Annotated in this window: 19 protein-coding genes; 18 read left to right on the forward strand and 1 reads right to left on the reverse strand. The window is 39.0% G+C overall.

From position 1 onward, the window contains the following. Positions 1-52: 52 nt before the first annotated feature. The 8 genes from OCV77_RS09535 (at position 53) to OCV77_RS09570 (ending at position 7,719) form a co-directional block, all read left to right on the forward strand. Positions 53-1,102, forward strand: a complete 1,050-nt coding sequence (locus OCV77_RS09535; RefSeq protein ID WP_262574830.1) for a lactonase family protein — start codon at positions 53-55, stop codon at positions 1,100-1,102. Between the two features lie 4 nt (positions 1,103-1,106). Then, positions 1,107-2,153 carry a sialidase family protein gene (locus tag OCV77_RS09540; protein WP_262574833.1) on the forward strand — a complete coding sequence of 349 codons (1,047 nt, stop codon included), beginning with the start codon at positions 1,107-1,109 and terminating at the stop codon, positions 2,151-2,153. 28 nt (positions 2,154-2,181) lie between these two features. Further along, positions 2,182-3,003: an SDR family NAD(P)-dependent oxidoreductase gene (locus OCV77_RS09545; RefSeq protein WP_262574834.1), complete on the forward strand. Its 822-nt coding sequence runs from the start codon at positions 2,182-2,184 to the stop codon at positions 3,001-3,003. Continuing rightward, positions 3,003-4,058 carry a lactonase family protein gene (locus OCV77_RS09550; protein ID WP_262574837.1) on the forward strand — a complete coding sequence of 352 codons (1,056 nt, stop codon included), beginning with the start codon at positions 3,003-3,005 and terminating at the stop codon, positions 4,056-4,058. The genes OCV77_RS09545 and OCV77_RS09550 overlap by 1 nt, the downstream gene beginning before the upstream one ends. Next, positions 4,055-5,185: a sialidase family protein gene (locus OCV77_RS09555; protein ID WP_262574838.1), complete on the forward strand. Its 1,131-nt coding sequence runs from the start codon at positions 4,055-4,057 to the stop codon at positions 5,183-5,185. Before OCV77_RS09550 ends, OCV77_RS09555 begins: the two co-directional genes overlap by 4 nt. 15 nt (positions 5,186-5,200) lie before the next feature. Further along, on the forward strand, positions 5,201-6,283 hold the full coding sequence (locus OCV77_RS09560) for an aldose 1-epimerase family protein (RefSeq protein WP_262574840.1): 1,083 nt from the start codon (positions 5,201-5,203) through the stop codon (positions 6,281-6,283). A gap of 67 nt (positions 6,284-6,350) precedes the next feature. Next, positions 6,351-7,337, forward strand: a complete 987-nt coding sequence (locus OCV77_RS09565) for a carbohydrate kinase family protein (RefSeq protein ID WP_262574841.1) — start codon at positions 6,351-6,353, stop codon at positions 7,335-7,337. Beyond that, a complete protein-coding gene (locus OCV77_RS09570; protein WP_117633142.1) occupies positions 7,330-7,719 on the forward strand; it encodes a VOC family protein in 390 nt (129 codons plus the stop codon). The genes OCV77_RS09565 and OCV77_RS09570 overlap by 8 nt, the downstream gene beginning before the upstream one ends. Before the next feature lie 101 nt (positions 7,720-7,820). Here OCV77_RS09570 and OCV77_RS09575 read toward each other — a convergent pair whose 3' ends face one another. After that, positions 7,821-8,537 (reverse strand): GntR family transcriptional regulator, encoded by a 717-nt coding sequence (locus OCV77_RS09575; RefSeq protein WP_118497555.1) that lies wholly within the window; start codon positions 8,535-8,537, stop codon positions 7,821-7,823. A 313-nt stretch (positions 8,538-8,850) separates the two neighbouring features. Here OCV77_RS09575 and OCV77_RS09580 point away from each other — a divergent pair, with 313 nt between their 5' ends. The 10 genes from OCV77_RS09580 to OCV77_RS09625 all read left to right on the forward strand — a co-directional run bounded on the left by OCV77_RS09580 (position 8,851) and on the right by OCV77_RS09625 (position 18,759). After that, positions 8,851-9,867, forward strand: coding sequence for a sugar ABC transporter substrate-binding protein (locus OCV77_RS09580; protein ID WP_262574844.1), 1,017 nt, complete (start codon positions 8,851-8,853; stop codon positions 9,865-9,867). 66 nt (positions 9,868-9,933) lie between these two features. Next, a complete protein-coding gene (locus tag OCV77_RS09585; RefSeq protein WP_262574845.1) occupies positions 9,934-11,445 on the forward strand; it encodes a sugar ABC transporter ATP-binding protein in 1,512 nt (503 codons plus the stop codon). Then, positions 11,442-12,425: an ABC transporter permease gene (locus OCV77_RS09590; protein ID WP_262574847.1), complete on the forward strand. Its 984-nt coding sequence runs from the start codon at positions 11,442-11,444 to the stop codon at positions 12,423-12,425. The genes OCV77_RS09585 and OCV77_RS09590 overlap by 4 nt, the downstream gene beginning before the upstream one ends. Before the next feature lie 25 nt (positions 12,426-12,450). Beyond that, the gene (locus OCV77_RS09595) at positions 12,451-13,257 is read left to right on the forward strand and encodes an SDR family NAD(P)-dependent oxidoreductase (protein WP_262574849.1); all 807 of its coding nucleotides are present in this window, start codon (positions 12,451-12,453) and stop codon (positions 13,255-13,257) included. A gap of 18 nt (positions 13,258-13,275) precedes the next feature. Continuing rightward, entirely contained in the window at positions 13,276-14,358 is a 1,083-nt protein-coding gene (locus OCV77_RS09600) for a lactonase family protein (RefSeq protein ID WP_262574850.1), read from the forward strand. 7 nt (positions 14,359-14,365) lie between these two features. Beyond that, positions 14,366-15,433: a sialidase family protein gene (locus tag OCV77_RS09605; protein WP_262574851.1), complete on the forward strand. Its 1,068-nt coding sequence runs from the start codon at positions 14,366-14,368 to the stop codon at positions 15,431-15,433. Positions 15,434-15,438: 5 nt separating this feature from the next. Then, positions 15,439-16,116, forward strand: coding sequence for an RraA family protein (locus OCV77_RS09610; RefSeq protein WP_117633140.1), 678 nt, complete (start codon positions 15,439-15,441; stop codon positions 16,114-16,116). Next, the gene (locus OCV77_RS09615; RefSeq protein WP_262574852.1) at positions 16,085-17,134 is read left to right on the forward strand and encodes a 2-dehydro-3-deoxygalactonokinase; all 1,050 of its coding nucleotides are present in this window, start codon (positions 16,085-16,087) and stop codon (positions 17,132-17,134) included. Before OCV77_RS09610 ends, OCV77_RS09615 begins: the two co-directional genes overlap by 32 nt. Position 17,135: 1 nt before the next feature. After that, entirely contained in the window at positions 17,136-17,795 is a 660-nt protein-coding gene (locus tag OCV77_RS09620; protein ID WP_262574854.1) for a bifunctional 4-hydroxy-2-oxoglutarate aldolase/2-dehydro-3-deoxy-phosphogluconate aldolase, read from the forward strand. A 34-nt stretch (positions 17,796-17,829) separates the two neighbouring features. Further along, a complete protein-coding gene (locus OCV77_RS09625) occupies positions 17,830-18,759 on the forward strand; it encodes a DMT family transporter (protein ID WP_118797993.1) in 930 nt (309 codons plus the stop codon). Positions 18,760-18,972: the final 213 nt, after the last annotated feature.

The following is an 18,972-nucleotide window of genomic DNA, read 5'->3' on the forward strand; positions in this document are numbered from 1 at the left end:
AGAAATATAGTGATCTTGGTGATTTGCAAAAATCTGAAAGGAGGAAGATTCATTGTTAACAGCATTTGTAGGAACCAATTCTTTGCGAGGGTCTCAGGGAATTTACACCCTTGCTATAGACGAGCATACAGCAGACATGAAAATAGTTCGTACCATTCCAGCAGAAAATTCGTCTTATTTGTGCATAGATAAAGATGAAAAGCATCTTTATGCAACTATTGAAAGTAATAGCTTTCATGGTATTGATGGCGGAGGTGTTTCTGCGTACCAGATAGATGAGGATGGAAATCTCACTTTTATAAATGAACAGCCAACTTATGGAAAGCTTCCCTGCTACGTTGATGTAGAGAGCGATTACTTGTATGTATCAAATTATGGAGAAGGAACACTTGTATGTTATCCATTGGAACAGGATGGCAGCATCGGCGGCTGTGAAAGAAAGATATCACATCTTCCAAGTGCACAAAAAGTACCCCATGTACATTGCAGTGAGATCACACCGGATGGTGAATACATTTGTGTGTTGGACTGTGGGATAGATGCGGTGGCTTTTTATAATGCAAAAGGAGAGCATCGATATGACCTGGAATATGCCTTTGGAACAAAAGATGGTTCCGGTCCACGACATGTCTGTTTCAGTGATGATGGTAATCTTGCATATATTATTTGTGAGACAAATTCTGATATCAATGTTTACAAATATAAAAAGACGGCGCCTGGAAAGATGATCTTAATTCAGCAGATAAACACCCTTCCAGATGATTATCTGGGTTGGAGCGTAACGTCTGCGCTTCGTTATAGCAGGGATCGTTCTATGATGTTCGCTTCAAACAGGGGTGATAACTCTATTACATGTTTTAGAGTTGATCCACAAACAGGAATGCTTATAAAAACATCTGTTGTTAAGATGCCGGGGAGCTTTCCGAGAGATTTTAATCTGACACCAGATGGAAAATTTTTAATTGTGGGCATACAGCATGATGATAAGATTCTTGCATATGAAATTGATTATCAAAATGGTACGCTTCACTATACGGGAAAGCAATGTGATGTGCCATCTCCATGTTGTATTATATTTCATAATGATTACCAAAGGAAGTAGCAATATGATGAACAAAGAAGATTTTTTTTATGATGCGACAGTGGCGCTGTGTGCAAAGCCTGAATATGCTTTTGCTCGGGAGCCGGTTTTGAGGAGAATGGCAGATGGCTCACTGATTTCGACGGCATTGTCTGGTGGACCGGGAGAACCGCATGAGGACAACTTTGTGTTGTCTGTACGAAGCGAAGATGAAGGAAAAACGTGGAGCAAGCCTGAAATTTTATTCCGGCATGGAGAACGTGCTGTGTGGGTGACGGAAATTTTCACAGAAGGAGTACGTCCCATGATGTTTGTGCATACATATCATACACCTTCCTTTTATCGTGAAATTCACAGTTACATATCATATGGAAGCGAAGATGGTAAAAAATGGGAGATGCCACGAAATATACCCAATGGACTTGGCAATTTCAGCGTCCGTCAGGGAATTGTATTATCAAATAATACATGGCTTTTCCCTGTTTACTGGCAGGCAGTCGAGGAAGGATGGGACTGGATTGAAGCTCCGGCCAAGGCACCGGATTATGTTACCATGAAATGGCCAACGAGATGCGGTGTTATTATTTCAGAAGATCAGGGAAAGAGTTTTTCTATTTATGGTGATTTACGTGCAGATTATCCACTCTGGGAAAATAACGTCTGTGAGTTGCCGGATAGATCGCTGTTGATGCTGATGAGAGCGGAATTTTCCGGAGTTTTATACAGGAGTATGAGCTATGATATGGGAAAAACATGGTCGATACCGGAGCCCACAGAAATTCCTAATCCAAATTCGAAGATTTCATTGTGCCGTATCCGGAACAAAATAGTATTAGCGCTTAATCCTGCACCGCCAGCATCTAAAACAGTTTTTTCAGCCAGAAAAAATCTGTCCTTATGGGTAAGTGATGATGGACTTAACTGGAATAAACAGATTCCGGTAGCCAAGCCGGAAAAGGCATTGTTTTATCCTCATTTGTTGCCACAGGATGATAAAGAAATGCTTTATCTCATGTGTGAGGATGGGGAAGTACACTATTTTGTAAAAATACCATATGAAGCTTTTTTATAAGTATGAATAATCAGACGGAGGTGTAAAGATGGAGAGCAGAAGAAGAGTGGCATTGATTACAGGTGCAAACAGAGGGGTTGGAAAGGGAATAGCATTGGCTTTTGCAGAGAAGGGCTATGATCTTTTCCTGGCTCATTATGGAGAACCCGAGAAAGCACAGGAAGTCATAGAAGAAATACAAAAGCGTTTTGGACGGGAAGTGCATACTTATGACTGTAATTTGGCTGTTGCTGCTGAGGTGGAGGATTTATTCCGTGCAGCGGTAGATGCTTACGGTGAGATTGATGTATTAATGAGTAATGCAGGAGTTGGTCTGGAAAAATATTTAACCTATACAACGATTAGAGAGATGGATAATATATATCAGACAAATTATCGGGCTGGTATTTACCTTGCAACAATGGTTGCAAATCATATGAAAGAAAAGAAAATCAGGGGGAGCATACTTTTTACGGCATCTACCAGAGGATCCTTTGAAGTACATCCGGATGATGCCCTTTATGGGGGCATGAAAGCAGCATTGCATAGATCTGCGCAGTCGCTTGCAAGAGAATTTGCTCCCTATGGGATTCGTGTGAATACAATATCTCCAGGGTGTATAGATGTGAATCCTCAAGGACATAAGGATGGCAGCTATGACCAACAGATGCAGGAGATTCCACTTGGAAGAATTGGAAGAGGAGAAGATATTGGTTATGCTGCAGTATTTCTTTCTTCGGAAGAGGCATCTTTTATTACCGGAATTAATTTATATGTAGATGGTGGAATTAACTGCGGCAGAAATATTGGTCTGGATAATCCATATAATCCGGCAGGGATTAAGGGCTCGGGCGTAGGAGTATTGGATTAATGCAGAAAAGAAGACAGTATCGTATTTTTGTTGGAAGTATAAAATCTGAAGGGTATCTGGAAGAGTGGATCTACGATTCTGATAATAATGTACTGATAAAGAGCGGAAGACGGCTCTGCTTGCCGGGTATTTATTTTCTGGCGTTATCTCCGGATGGCAGGTATTTATACTGCGCTGCCAGGCAGGAGAAGGATATGGCCATACTGTATGCGATTGATATTACAGATAGTACATCACTTCATATAATTAATTGCATATATCTGCAAACATCTAATATCAGCCATTTGCAGATAAATCAGGCGGGAACCAGATTGTTGATTACGTTGTTTGATAATGGCATCCTTTTGGAATATATGCTTTGCCAGGATGGAAGTATTGGTGAACTTAAGGAGTCCTGCGATTTTACAGGATTAATACCTGGAGAAAACAGCAAGAATACTTCCCATTTACACTCGGCCTTTTTTTCGCCGGATGATTCACTGATTGCGGTCTGTGATATGGGAACCAACAGGTTAAATATTCTGGAAACAGAAAAAAACGGAAAATTAAAGATTGCCTGTTCATGGAATGTGGAGCCAAGTGCAGGACCTAGACATACAGCATTTTCGCCAGATGGAAAATGGCTAGGTGTTGCTATGGAAAAATCATCAGAGCTGGTAATCATGAACTTAAAAGAAAAGAAGCATATCATGCGTATTCCGGCAGCTCCAATAAATGATGAAAATTTACCTGCAGATATTAAGTTTTCTCATGATGGAAAACGTATTTATCTTTCGAACAGAGGATTTGACAGTATTGGAATATTTTCGATAAGAACGGAGGACAACGAGCTTATACTCAGCGATCTGAAACACATAAAAACAAAAGGGTGGCCGCGTGTAATTGACTTGGGAAAGAACGAGCAATATTTATTTGTAATGAATGAATCATATAAGGATAATTGGAGCGGATTGGAAATATTTAGAGTAGACGAAACGGGAAATGTTCTGGAAAAAGTAATGTTTCATGAAATGCCATTGGCAACGGCAATGGCAGTGAAGGAGGAGGAAGAATGATCGATTTGGAAGTAACGGAGGAGAGGCTGAGAAAAAAAGATATCACTTTGACTGCAGCTCCAGTATTAACTGGGTTAGGGGAAAAGTATCAGGCAGATCAGCGGAAATGGCAGGGAATTCCATCTATTGAAATCTCTCCAGAAGGACGTCTTTGGGCAGCTTTTTATACAGGGGGAGCGGATGAAGGAAAAGATAATTTTGTTCTCTTGAAAAAAAGCGATGATTATGGAAAAACATGGTCGGATCCAATAGCAGCAGTTGATCCTCCAGATGAAGTCAGAGCGTTTGACCAATGCCTGTGGTTTGATCCTGATGGCAGATTATGGTTATTCTGGGCACAAAGCCTGGGGGGATTTGATGGAAGAGCCGGAGTTTTTGGAGCTTTTTGTCAGGATCATGAGGATAAAGCGGAACAATGGTCTGCGCCAGTACGTATTGGTGATGGGGTAATGTTAAATAAGCCTATTGTTTGTTCTGATGGAGAATGGCTTTTTCCAGTAGCACTTTGGAAACGTTTTCCTTCTGCATTTAATCCTGATCAGCCGAGGGCGCTTTCAAATGTTTATGCTTCGTCAGATCATGGGAAAACGTTTCAGTATAAAGGTGGAATTGCTATTCCTGGAAGGTATTATGATGAGTCTGTTTTAGTAGAAAAGAAAAATGGACTTCTCTGGATGCTGGTTCGTTGTGAGGATGGAGTAGGACAGGCGTTTTCCAAGGATGGAGGCAAGACCTGGGAGAATCCAGGCAAGTCAGATATACCGGGACCTAATTCGCGATTCCAGGTAATGAGGTTAAGATCAGGAAACTTATTGATGGTAAATCATCAGCCTGAAAACGGTCTGTATCGTCCTAATCCTGATGAAGAATTTTTCTATATTCGCAGTCAGTTAACAGCATATCTTTCCTGTGATGATGGAAAGACCTGGTCGAAACAATTATTGCTGGATGAACGGGATGGCGTGTCTTATCCGGATGTTGCACAAGATGATAATGGAGATATTTACATTATATATGATTACAATCGTTATAAAGATATGGAAATATTGATGGCTGTCATTCGGGAAACAGAGGACAATGGTTTAGAAGCAAAGCAATTAAAGGTTGTAGTAGATAAGCCACATTAACAGGAGGAAGATTAGATGGTGAAGCTTCTGGGTGGAGAAATAGAAAAGGCAGATCTGCTTAGAAAGATTGGCCGGATAGAGCAGATAGCAGGAGCCAGACCGGTAAAGCTGGCTTCTGGTAAAGCAGAAGGAATAAAAGCATGGGAAATATATAACGGATCGGGACTTGAGTTTTGCGTAATGGAAAGTAAATGTCTGGATTTGCTTTATGCAAAGTATCGTGGGATAAACTTAAGTTTTCTTGCAAAGCCAGGAGCAGTTGCACCGGAGTATTTCAATGTTCATGGTATGGAATTTGGCCGTTACTTTCATGGTGGAATGCTGTATACGTGTGGCCTTGGCAATATTGGACAAAGCTGTGTGGATGAGGACACCGAATACAACTGGCATGGAAGAATATCTCAGACACCTGCTGAAAATACTGGAATAAACGCTGAGTGGAATGGAGATGAGTATCTGATTTCTGTGAAAGGGGATATGCATGAAGCGGCTCATTCTCATGAGCACCTTGTTTTAAAGCGTAAGATATCTACAAGGTTGGGTGCAAAAAGCTTTACTATTTGTGATACAGTGGAAAATCAGGGCTTTAAACGGGAAGCTATAATGCTTTTATATCATATTAATTTTGGATATCCGTTATTAGACAGAAATACAAGGGTTGTACTTCCGACGTCTATAACAGAGAATTATGTGAATTATACAAAAAGTGATGAACAGGCATTTCGGCATATAACAGATCCAGTCGATGGTAGCTCATGCGATACATATTTCCATCGTCCAGCAACAGATGCATCCGGTTATACAAGCGTGGCAATTATCAACGATGATTTGCGACTTGGGATTTATTTGCGATATTTGCGAAAAGATTTCCCGTTTATGGTGGAATGGAAAAATATGGTTAGTGGTGATTATGCTTTGGCGCTTGAACCATGTACGCAATATCCTTTAAACAGAATGTCTAAAGAGGCTCAAAAAAATATGCAGTTTTTGGATCCTTTAGAAGACAGAACCTATAATCTGGAAATTGGTATCATAGATGGTAAGGAAGAAATTCAAGATTTTGAAATGAAACTGAAACAAAATTATTTGGTGCCATAAAATTAATGAGTGTTGTGCTTATTTTTACTAAACGTAATATAATGCCAAAGTATGAGGTATTTAAACGATGAGTAAAGAGATAGATATTGTTGCATTAGGAGAATTACTTATAGATTTCACAGAATCAGGATATAGCAAGAATGGAATGAAGCTATTTGAGCAGAATCCTGGAGGAGCACCTGCGAATCTGCTGACAGCGGCAAGCCATATGGGGTGCAGTACTGCATTTGTTGGAAAAGTGGGAAATGATATGCATGGTCATTTTCTAAAAGAAACACTGAAAAAGGAAGGAATTGATACAAGAGCAGTATTAGAGGATACAGAATATTTTACTACTATGGCATTCGTGGAGCTGGATGAGAGGGGAGAGCGAAGCTTTTCTTTTGCAAGGAAACCGGGAGCGGATACTATGCTTAGAAAAGAAGAATTGGATGAAAAATTACTTTCAAATTGTAAGATATTTCATTTTGGGTCATTGTCTTTAACAAATGAGCCATCCAGGAGTGCAACGTTGGAAGCGGTATCGATCGCTAAAAAAGCAGGAGTGATTATTTCTTATGATCCCAATTATCGGGCATCATTATGGAAAAGTGAGTGTACTGCTGTAGAAGAAATGAAAAAAGTGATATCGCTGGCGGATATAATGAAGGTGTCGGATGAAGAGAGTCTGCTTTTGACAGGTGCGTCCAATTATGAGGATGCATCAGATGAGTTCCTGAAGATGGGAATAAAATTAGTTGCAATTACACTGGGAAAGCAGGGGGTATTAGTGGCAAGAAAGGATCAAAGAGAAATTTTTGATGCGTTCTCTGTTAATACGGTTGATACAACGGGAGCAGGCGATTCCTTTTGGGGTGGATTCCTAAGCAGGCTGTTATCGTATAATCAGGCAATAGAAAAGCTGGAATGGGAAGAAATCAGTCAATGTGCGCTGACAGGCAATGCGGTTGCAGCATTATGTGTACAAAGTAGAGGAGGCATGCCGTCTATCCCGGGCAAGGATGATGTGGAATTATTTATCAAGAATAACAGAAAGAGGTGTTCTTATGATTAAAAACAGAAGGATCGGACATATTGGTATTGCTACCAATGATGTTGCAAGAGATGTGGAGTGGTATGTAAATGTGCTTGGCTTTGAGGTGACTGGCAAATTTCAAAATGGAAACGATACTGTTTATTTTTTGAAAAATGATGATGTTATTTTTGAAATATTTCCATCAGATTCTCGGCTTCCGGATGAGGTTTCCGGGAGAATTGATCATTATAGTTTTGCTTCTGATGATATTGAGTCGGACTATGCATATTGTGTAAAGAACGGATACAAGATCGTTACTGATGGTATTGAAGGTATTGCGGGATTTTGGGACAACGGTATCCGGTACTTCAAGATAGCAAGTCCAACAGGTGAACAGTTTGAGTTCTGCCAGATCTTGTGATGAAAATTATAAATAAAATAAATCCTCGCATTTCAGCATTTAAATTTAAAGATGAAGTGCGAGGATTTTTGACAAATAACCAGTTAAAAAATGAAAAAATATTATGGCCTGTTTTGTAGACTTACACAGTATTCGTATTTGTCAGAAGCCAGTTTGGTAATGCCATATAGAAAAGGATCCTGACCAGAATAACAGATTCTACGGCTGCAAAGAAGAGGAGAACCAACCGGTTTTTCTAATATTTGTGATTCTGTAAAATTGGCGCTCACGGCTGACAGGTATTGGACAGCGTTGGAGAATATTATTTTATACTTTTTCTCAAGAAAGCTGTAAAAGCTGGTAAAGCCATCGATATAGTGTTCTAATCCAGGGGTATAGCTGCATTTGACATAGTTGGTCATTAATGCGATGGGGACCCCGTCTGCAGTCTGTACCCGTTGTACTTTATATACGGGGGCAGGGGTATGCATTTCCATGATAGACATAATTGATTCTGGAGCTGTGATTTTTTCTATGTACATACTTTTGGTTTTAACAGTATATCCTTTTTGGCGTAGGGTTTCAGTGATTGAGGTTATCTGGTTCAATTTCTGTACAGTAAAAATGTTTAATACTTCCGTTCCGTAGCCCTGTTTTGTTTTTACATATCCTTCCAGGGATAAAATACTGATAGCTTTGCGGATCGTAGTGCGACTGACATGAAAAATTTTTTCCAGTTCGGATTCGGTTGGCAACAGGCTTCCGGCAGGATAGATGCCTTCTTTAAGCTCTTCTTTTAATTTACTGTATACTTCCTTGTAGGCTGGTATATGACTCATTAATTAGTTCTCCTTCCATATAATAGACAAAACATCATTGAAAGATCATTACTATTGATGTTAATAATATAATATTTCTAAAGAAATGGCATGTCAATATGAAAATGGAATTTCAGTACGAAACATTAGTGAAAAATTCGTATTTTATATGGGTTAAATCAGTGATGTTTTGTTGAAAAACACCAATTTAAAACTTTTATTAATGGAGAAAATGTCAATTGATTTGGCACTTGAAAGATTATACAATAGTCACATAAATTTATGAAAGATAATTATCTTTAAATAAAAAATGAAAATTGGAAGGAGAATTACAATGAAGATACCAAAAATAGTTGCAGGTGTTCTTTTAGCTCTTAGCATCATTGCTACCGGCTGTGGAAATGTAAAAGAGGAAGAAAATAAGGTAGAGGAAAAAACAGAAGTGTCGGATGTCTCTTCAGCGGAAAATGAAACGGAAGAAAAAGTAATTATTGGATGGATTAATGCTGATACGACTACACCTTCACAAATTGCAAAACTGAATGCAGCTAAGGAACAGGCAAAACAGATGAATGCTGAATTAAGGGTTATGGATTATCAGCATGATATTAATAAAATGATTGAATCAATTGAAAATTTAGCAGCTTCGGGAGGAAATGCGATCATTATACAGCCGGAAGATACCGACGTAGCAACAGAAACATTACAGAAAGTAAAAAAGCAATATCCGGATTTAGTAGTTGTTGTTCAGGATTTTGAATGTGGTGAAGACGTTACGGACTATTTTGTAGGAATGAAGGATCCTGTGGAACTTGGTAAAATGATGGGACAGCAGGCTGGAAAATGGGCAAAGGATAATATTGATGGTTCAGTAAAGCTGGCTTTGTGTGATTATCCGAATATTCCTTTTTGTACAATGCAGATAGATGGATTTATAGAAGGCGTTAAAGAATATATTCCAGATGTTGAAGTAATAGACAGACCCAGTGCAATTTCAGCACCTGAGGGTATAAGTGCTGGTGAAAACTGGCTGCAGGCTCATCCGGATGTTAATTTAGTAGGAAGTTTTACTGATGGAGGTATTTTAGGAGTATATGAAGCGTTCAAGGCTGCAGGACATGTAGGAGATGATATTGGTATTTTTGGCGGTGATGGCTCTATTGACGGGTTAAAAGCCGTGGCAGAAGGATCCATATTCAGAGGTGATTTGTATTCAGATATTGGATTACAGGGAGAGAACTCGGTGATTGCAGCTGTGGGAGGAGCCAGGGGAAATGGCCCTGAGGATTCCTATATTAAGACGGAGTATATTCCAGTTAATGCGGATAATGTGAGTGAATATTTAGAATAAATAATATTAGTGAATGATATGGGTGTGGGGAATACTCATACCCATATCTTGAAAGGTGATAAATGAATGAGCGTTGAAAATATTTTATCAGTAAGAAATATAACAAAAACATATCCCGGAGTTATAGCGTTGCAAAATATTTCAATGGATTTCAAGAAAGGTGAAATTCACGCTCTTGTAGGGGAAAACGGAGCGGGAAAATCAACGCTGATTAAGGTTATTGCAGGAGCGGTATCGGTTGATAAAGGTCATGTGTATTTTGAAGGAGAACTTCAGGAGATACAGGAGCCTCTGGAACGTAGAAAACTTGGAATTGAAGTGATTTATCAGGAATTTAATTTAATCCCTGAATTGAGTATTGCAGAAAATATATTTTTGGGTTCTTATCCGGGAGGCTTGGTTTGTGTAAATCGGGAAAAAATTGTGAAAGATACACAGGTATTGCTTGATGAATTGGGATTAGGGTATCTGAATCCCAAAAGTCCTGTAAAGAATCTGTCAGTTGCCTATATGCAGATGATAGAAATAGCCAAAGCTATTGCCAGACATGCAAAATTTATAATTATGGATGAACCAACTGCACCACTTACTGCAAACGAGGTTAAAATTTTGTATTCCATTGTAGATAAGCTTAAGCGAGAAGGCGTTACCATTTTGTATATTTCCCATCGGCTTGAAGAAGTATTCGACTTAGCTGACAGAGTAACGGTTTTTCGAGATGGAAGAAAAATTGAAACGCTGAATATTACTGATACATGTCAGGATGAATTAATTCGATTAATGGTTAATCGGGAAACATCAGAAACTTTTCCGGATAGAAATTATCATAATAAAGATCTTTTGCCATTATTGGAAGTAAATAATTTATATGGCAGAGGTGTAAGAAATGTTTCTTTTAAATTACATAAAGGAGAAATTCTTGGTTTGGGAGGTCTGGTAGGAGCAGGTCGAACAGAAACGGCAAAAATCATATTTGGAGCTAATAAGATGTGGAAAGGGAGTATTTTTTGTGAAGGTAAAGAGCTGCATATTACTTCTCCAAGAGATGCCGTTCAGTGTGGAATTGCATATGTTTCTGAAGATCGAAAACAGGAAGGCGTTTTGCTGACGCTGTCTGTTAAAGAAAATATAGTGTTGCCTATTTTGAAAAAAATATCGATGGGTTTGGTGGTTCGTAGCGCTATGGAGGATAAAATTGTAGAAGAGCAAAGAAGCAGACTTAGAATCAAAACACCATCTACAGAACAACTCGTTAAAAATTTAAGTGGCGGTAATCAGCAAAAGGTTGTATTGGCGAAATGGTTGGCAAGCGATTGTAAGATCTTGATACTGGATGAGCCTACCAGAGGGATTGATGTAGGTGCCAAGCAGGAAATTTACTTATTGATGAACCAATTAGCAGAATCAGGAATTGGAATAATCATGATTTCTTCTGAAATGGATGAGTTAATTGGTATGTCTGATCGGATCATTGTATTACACGAAGGAAAGATCAGCGGAGAATTGCAAAAGGGTGAATTCGATCAAGAGACAATACTGAAATATGGTTCAGGTTATGCAGTGGAGGAACAGAAATGAAGAGTAAAATAAAAGATTCCGTACAGGAATATAGACAGTTAATTGCAATTTTAGGAATATTGGTTTTCCTTGTTATCTTTTTTTCCATAATTGCCAAAGGATTTTTTACATACAATAATTTTATTAACCTTTTAAGACAGCTTTCTATGTTGGGGATTGTAAGCACAGGTATGGCAATGGTGCTGATTTCAGGTGGATTGGATTTAACAGTTGGATCGCAGATGTCTCTTATTGGAACGGTTACGGCACTTCTTATAGTAAAATATCAGTGGAATCCTTTGGGAGCAGCTGTTATAGGTATAGTAGGAGTAGCCCTGTGTGGATTTGTTAATAGCTTACTGATTAATAAATTCAAGATGTGGCCGATGATTGCAACTATAGCGATGATGCAGATTATTCAAGGAGTATGCTATATTATATCGGGAGGACTTCCTGTATATGGTTTATCTGAAAACGTAAAATGGATTGGTCAAGGATATGTTGCTGGAATTCCGGTTCCTGTAATAATTATGTTGATTGTTATGTTTTTGGGAGCATTTGTCCTGAAAAAAACATATATAGGAAGATATTTATATGCAGTAGGAAGTAATGAAGAAGGTGCAAGGCTTTCAGGAATCAAAATTAAAGTTGTAAAAACCATTTCTTATTTAATCTGTGCACTGCTTTCAGGGATTGCTGGTTTGATCCTAATGGGGCGGGTTGCATCAGGACAGCCGGCAGGTGGTGAGGGAATGGAGATGGATGTAATTACGGCCTGTGTGGTTGGAGGTATTGGATTAAACGGCGGTGTAGGTAATATGAAGGGGGTTTTTCTGGGAGTTCTTATTATTGGAACGTTAACCAATGGTTTGGGAGTCTTAGGAGTTGGAGAATTTTATCAGTTGATCTTCAAAGGAATTGTATTATTAGCTGCGGTTGGAGTAGACTGTATCAGACGTGAGAAAATGGCCAATAAAAAAGTAGTTATTACGGAAGAATAATAAATAAGAAGGAGAGTGCAGAAAGATGAGTAAAACAGTGATTATTACAGGCGCTAACAGAGGTATTGGGAAAGGCATAGCATATGTATTTGCATCAAAAGGATATAATATTTTTTTGGCACATTGTGGTGAAGCAGAAAAGGCATATGAAACAGCAAAAGAAATTAAGGAAAAATATGGAAAGGAATGTGTGACCTTTGACGGCAACTTAGCGGAGGAAGATGTTATCAAAGAGCTTGTTAAGAAGGCTGTTGAAGCGTATGGACATATTGATGTTCTGGTAAATAATGCTGGTGTAGGGTATGAAAAATATATTCAAACATCTTATACGGAGGAAATTGATTATGTTTATAAAGTAAATTTCAGGGCAGGGATCATTTTGGCCAAATTAGTGGCACAGCATATGATTGATGAAAAAATCAAGGGAACAATTCTTTTTACATCATCAGAGAAAGCAACGACATCAAATGCAATTGACTGTATATATGGAGCAATGAAGGCGGGATTACAACGCGCAGTCAGATCTATGGCAATTGAATACGGTCCATATGGAATTCGGATTAATGCAATTGCGCCAGGCTGTATAGCCGTGTACACAAAAGGGTATGAACATTTAAAATATGACGAACTTAAAAATAATATACCGATCGGAAGAACGGGTACAGGAGAGGATATTGGTTATACCGCGGCATTTTTGGCTTCCGATGAGGCAGGTTTTATTACTGGAATAGAAATTTTAGTTGATGGTGGTGAACGATGCGGTGCTCCGGCAGATCAGGAGTTGAATGAGCAGGGCATTAAGGGATTAGGTACCTTTATAATGCAGAAGTGATAGAGAGAACAGTTTCATATGGATGATATTTTATTTGTAGGAACAAAGGGTAATGAAAAGAATGATGGAATTGTATGTTGTCATGTGAATAATGAAATATATCAAATTAGTAAAATAGAGTTTGCAGACAAAATTGAGAATTTTTCGTTTTTGGCATGCGCATATAAAAAGAAAACACTATATGCGGCAGGACGGGATTCTGAGACAAATACAGATTTCATTAATGTGTATAAAGTGAATGACGGAGACATTGCATTTGTTGAGAAAAGAATAGTTGCGTCTATAGGAATCAGTTTTATGCGGGTGGCGTTTGAAGACCGGAATCTTTTAGTCAGCGGATATGATGCAGGTAATGTATATTGTTTTGAAATAGAAGAGGAGGGAGAATTAAGTAATACTTACCTCAGATTTGATTTCCCAAATGAAAAGAAAAAGCAAGAAAAAGAACCGGAAGTTAATATATATAGTGCGGAATATCGACAGAATGGTTCTCACCCGCATGCGATCTATGGGGTGGATTTTACAGGGACGATTTTGATTCCAGATCTTGGAAAAGACAAAATATGGATTTTGAAAAAAGGAGAGCATGAACTTAACCTTATAAATTCCTGCAGCATCAAACCTCAAAGTGGGCCGAGACACCTGGTGATTAATAATGAAACTTCTTATGTATATCTTTTGACAGAATTAACTAGCTCTCTTTATACACTAAAATATGAAGTATTAGAAGCTGAGATGACAGTAGTTGATAGAAAATCTGCTTTGCCGGATGCTTACATAGGTAATAACTTGTCGGCAGATATAGTGCTATCGCCAAACGGAAAATATTTATATGTTTCCAATCGCGGAGCAAATTGTGTCTGTGTATTTGAGATTAATGAAGAAAATGGAATCCCTGTATTATTGCAAAGTGTTCCAACGGCTGGATGGCCGAGGGCACTTCAATTTTCCGAAAACTTTAAGGTTCTGTATATATTAAATGAGGAATATGAATCTTCCCAAGGATCGTTGGAATCATATTGTGTTTCACGATATGGAAGATTAAGTGACAGAACAAAGCTGCTTGATTTGGAAAATGCTTACAATTTTATAAGGTGGTGAATTTTAGATGAAATTTGAAGATGAATTTGATGTAGTGCCACCAGAAGGAAATGTCTTTGTGAACCATGAAATAAATGGACGGAGCGGTCATTTGGGACATGCTTTGGTGGAGTATGAGGAAGGAAAAATTTTAGCTTTTTACCCTAATTGCTCACTTGATGAAAAGGGACATTCTGCGGTAGGATGGATGGAGTATAAAAGGTCAGAGGATTATGGGGAAACATGGTCACAGCCCTATATCTTTCAGCCGTCATTAAAATTGCTACATTCTGAGATGAAATACTCCGCTATGTGTGAAAAGGCAATAGTGAATGAAAAGGGAGATATTATTGTATATCAATTAATATGTGATATATCAAATGATCCACAGTGGCAACCCTATATGGTGCCATCTTATTCAATCAGCCGAGATAAAGGAAGCACATGGAGCAATCTGCGTCAGATAGGAACACGTCGAGGACGTATTTATGATGCGATGTATCAGGAGGGAACAATTTTTCTGCTTTTATTTGTCAATGATGCGACGGTTGATTGGACAGGTCAAACCACGGATCATTATTATTCACTTGTGGTTAGTGAAGATGGTGGAGAAAACTATTATGAAAGAAGCAGAATTCCAATTCCGTCGCTGCATCATGGATATGGAAGCATGATGTTTTTGGAGGATGGCCGTCTGATTGTGTATAATTATAATCTGGATGATGAATATAATCTGTCCTATGTGTTAAGTGAGGATAAAGGAATGTCGTGGGGACAGGCAGGTACAACCTTTGTGGCAAAAAAAATCCGGAACCCGCAGGTTGTAGGCTTCGAACATTTGTATTTTCTTCATGGCAGAAGCGGAAATAATGGCGAACAAGCAGGAAATTTTGTCTTATATTGCTCGGAGGATGGAATTCACTGGGATGAAGGAAGATATTTAAAAGTCCGTACAGAGGGATTAGGGGCTTATTCGAATAATTTGGTCATTGGGAAAGGAACATCCCATGAGAAGCTCCTGATTCAGGCATCGCATGCTTACAAAGATAATCAGACTAATGTTCTGCATTGGCAAATAATTAAAAGAAAGGTGTAAAGATAATGAAATGTATAATGAATCCGAGACCGGATATCCAGGAGGAACTGATCAAACCATATAAAGAAATGGAAGATGTTTATTCCCTTTCCTGCGTTGTAGGGGACGCAATGGAGAGAGAGCAGGTAATGCGACATGATATGAAGCCCAAATCCATCAATAAAAAAATAATTGGTCCGGCTATTACTGTAAAGCTGACAGCAGGAGATATCGTGGATTGCCTGTGTGTATTTGAAATTGCCAGACCTGGGGATGTTATTGTAATTGATGCATTTGGAGAAACGGAAACCTCAATTTGGGGAGGACTTATGTCTGGCCTTGCAAGAAATGCCGGTATAGCAGGCGCTGTGATTGATGGCAGCTGCCGTGATACAGATGAAGCGAAGATGCTGGAGTTTCCGATAACTGCCAAGGCGTCAGGACCTAGAGCAGCGCATACAGCATATTCGGGAAGGAAGGAACCTATTGCGGTAAATGTTCCTGTCTGTTGCGGAGGTGTTATTGTAAATCCAGGAGATTTAATTGTTGCGGATGAAATCGGTGTTGCGGTAGTTCCGTACAATGAGCTGGAAGCTGTATATAAAAAGGCACGCGCTCAGGCAGATCTTGAAATTGCAACAAGAGAAGAAATTCTGAGAGGAGCAACCGTTGATGAATTGCTTGCAAAATTCGGAAGAATATAATCATGAATTGAAATATATCATTACTCTTGATGGTGGTACAACGAATACCCGGGCATATTTGTGGAGACAGGATGGTTCCTTTGTTTCTTCTAAAAAAGAAAGAGCAGGTGTCAGGAATACCGCTATGGATGGATCTGATCAGGTGATCCGTGAAACGGTAAAAAGATGTATTGATGGCCTGATAGAAGAAAGTCATATAGAAGAAAGCCAGGTTCAAGGGATTTTTTGCTCGGGGATGTTAACCTCTAATGTGGGGCTTGAAGAAATTCCATATTTATGCGCACCTGTTGATGAAAGGGCTTTGTGCAATGCAATAGAATGCCGCTTCTTTAATGACATTACCAGAATACCTTTTTACATGATTCCGGGAGTCAGGAACCATGTAGAGAATATCGGAATAGATACGCTGGAGCAGATGGATGTTATGCGTGGAGAAGAAACAGAGGCGGTGGCTTTGTTGAGGGAGCGTGGCAAGGGCGAGGATCTGATTTTTGTTTTACCAGGCTCCCATACTAAAATAATATATGCAAATGAAGAAGGGTTTATCTGCCGTTGTAAGACAACCATGAGTGGAGAACTGCTTGATGCTTTGTTTTTCCATACGTTATTAAAGGATTCACTTCCGGATTTCTTTGTCGGTGAAGAGGAATATGATTATCAGGCGGTGTCAGATGGAGCTCGGACGGCACAGAAGAATTCCTTTACAAGTGCAGTTTTTAAAACACGTATTTATCAAAAATATGTACATAAAGATAAAAAGAAGGCAGCCAATTTCCTGTTAGGGGTATTGATGTATTATGATTGTCTGAGTATATGTGAGTTTAAGAAGACAGAGGCTTTGGAGGAGGTGCAGTTTGTTATTGCAGGTAAGCGGATAATTGCACAGGCTGTTTATGATATATTAACAGATATTATGCAGGAAAAGAAGGTTCATCTTTTGGATGAGGACGAACTGATGGCGGCGAAAGGGGCATTTCGTCTCGCAGAATTATATTATAAATGGAAGGAAGGTGAGTAGGATGATGAGTGACCTGAAGGATAGAATTTTAGAAGAGAAGCTGATTGTTATTCTCAGAGGGTTGGCGGAAGAAAAGCTGATTGCTACAGTAGATATCCTGAAAAATATGGGTATGCACTTTTTTGAGCTGGCTATTGATAATGAATCGGAATTATCAATGGAAAAAAGTCTCCGGAATATTGAAGGCTTAAGAAAGCATTACGGGGATTCCATACATATTGGTGCCGGAACAGTAATAAATAAGCTACAGGTAAAAAGGGTTGCAGAGATCGGAGGAGAGTACATTATTTCTCCGAATTTAAACGAGGAGGTAGTGCGTGCTACTAAAGAAATGGGATTGGTTTCTATACCGGGAGCAGCTACGCCAAGTGAGATCATAAGGGCATATCAGGCAGGTGCAGATATTGTAAAAGTATTTCCGGCAAATTGTCTGGGAGAAGCTTATATCCGCGCGATAAAGGCTCCTCTTGACTATATTCCTATTGCTGCTGTGGGTGGAATCCGTCCGGAAGATATACCTGCATTTCAAAGTGCCGGTGTCAGCTGTTTTGGAGTCGGAAAGCAGCTTGTAGATGCCGGTATGTTTTCAAGCTATTGTGATGAAGAAGTATTTCAGATTATAGAAGACAGAGCAAAAAGATATTTACAGGCGATTCGATAAATAAAGATTAAAGCATATGCTGGAAAGGAATTGTATGGCCAAATTAAAGATTAATCTGCAAAATCCGGTGTGGCTGAGCCTGGGAGCTCTTTTTTGCTGCGTGCTGTGGGGAAGTGCATTCCCATGTGTGAAAATAGCATATCCACTGTTCAAAATTTCGGATACGGGTAGCCAGATTTTGTTTGCAGGAGTCCGTTTTTTTATATCGGGAATAATTACTTTTATTGTCGGGTGCATTTTGGAAAAACGGATTTTACGGGTGAGGAAGCTGTCGATTCCGGGGATTATCAGGCAGGGGTTATTGCAGACTACGATTCAATATACGTGTTTTCACATTAGTCTGGCGTATATTTCATCATCAGAAAGTGCAATTATAAATGCTTCAAATGTGTTTATTTCTGTTATAGCAGCGCATTTTCTACTTAAAAATGAAAGACTATCCTGGGAAACCATCTTTGGATGTATTGCTGGATTAGCAGGAGTGATTCTGATAAATTTAACAGGAATATTAAATGGTAGTTTTTCCTTTAGGGGTGAGGGACTTATGCTGGCGGCTGCTGCATCTTATGGAATCAGTAATGTATATTTGAAAAAAATAGTAAAACAGGAATCGCCGATGGCAATTACGTCATATCAGATATTGTTTGGAAGTCTGCTAATGATAATAATAGGAATCTGCATGGGAGGACGAGTACAGGTATATTCCTTAAAGGCAGCCTGTCTTCTTTTGTATTTGGCAGCACTATCTGCAGCAGCTTTCAGTATATGGACGCTGCTGTTAAAATATAATCCGGTGGGAAAGGTTACAATGTTTGCGTTTTCTATTCCGGTTTTTGGCGTGATAATGTCGGGAATATTTCTCGGTGAGTCCGTTTTTTCTGTGAAAAATATCATAGCACTTGTGCTTGTTAGCGTAGGAATCGGAGTTGTAAATGCTAAACATGGAGAACAACACTACCTATAAATGTTGTTAAAAAAGTCTTATTTATTCCCGGGAGTGTATCCAAAAATTCAGCTATGTTGAATTTTTGAATACACTCCCGTTTTCTTTTTGAGCAGTTTAGTATTTTCGCTTTATTTCCAGAGAACCTGATCAAAAGGTTATTGTATTTCCTCAGTAACTTGTTAAAATAATTTCATGCTGGATCTGTTTCTGCTGGGTGAAAACAGATAATCA

The organism is Suilimivivens aceti, assembly GCF_025567405.1.
GTDB classification, from domain to species: domain Bacteria; phylum Bacillota; class Clostridia; order Lachnospirales; family Lachnospiraceae; genus Suilimivivens; species Suilimivivens aceti.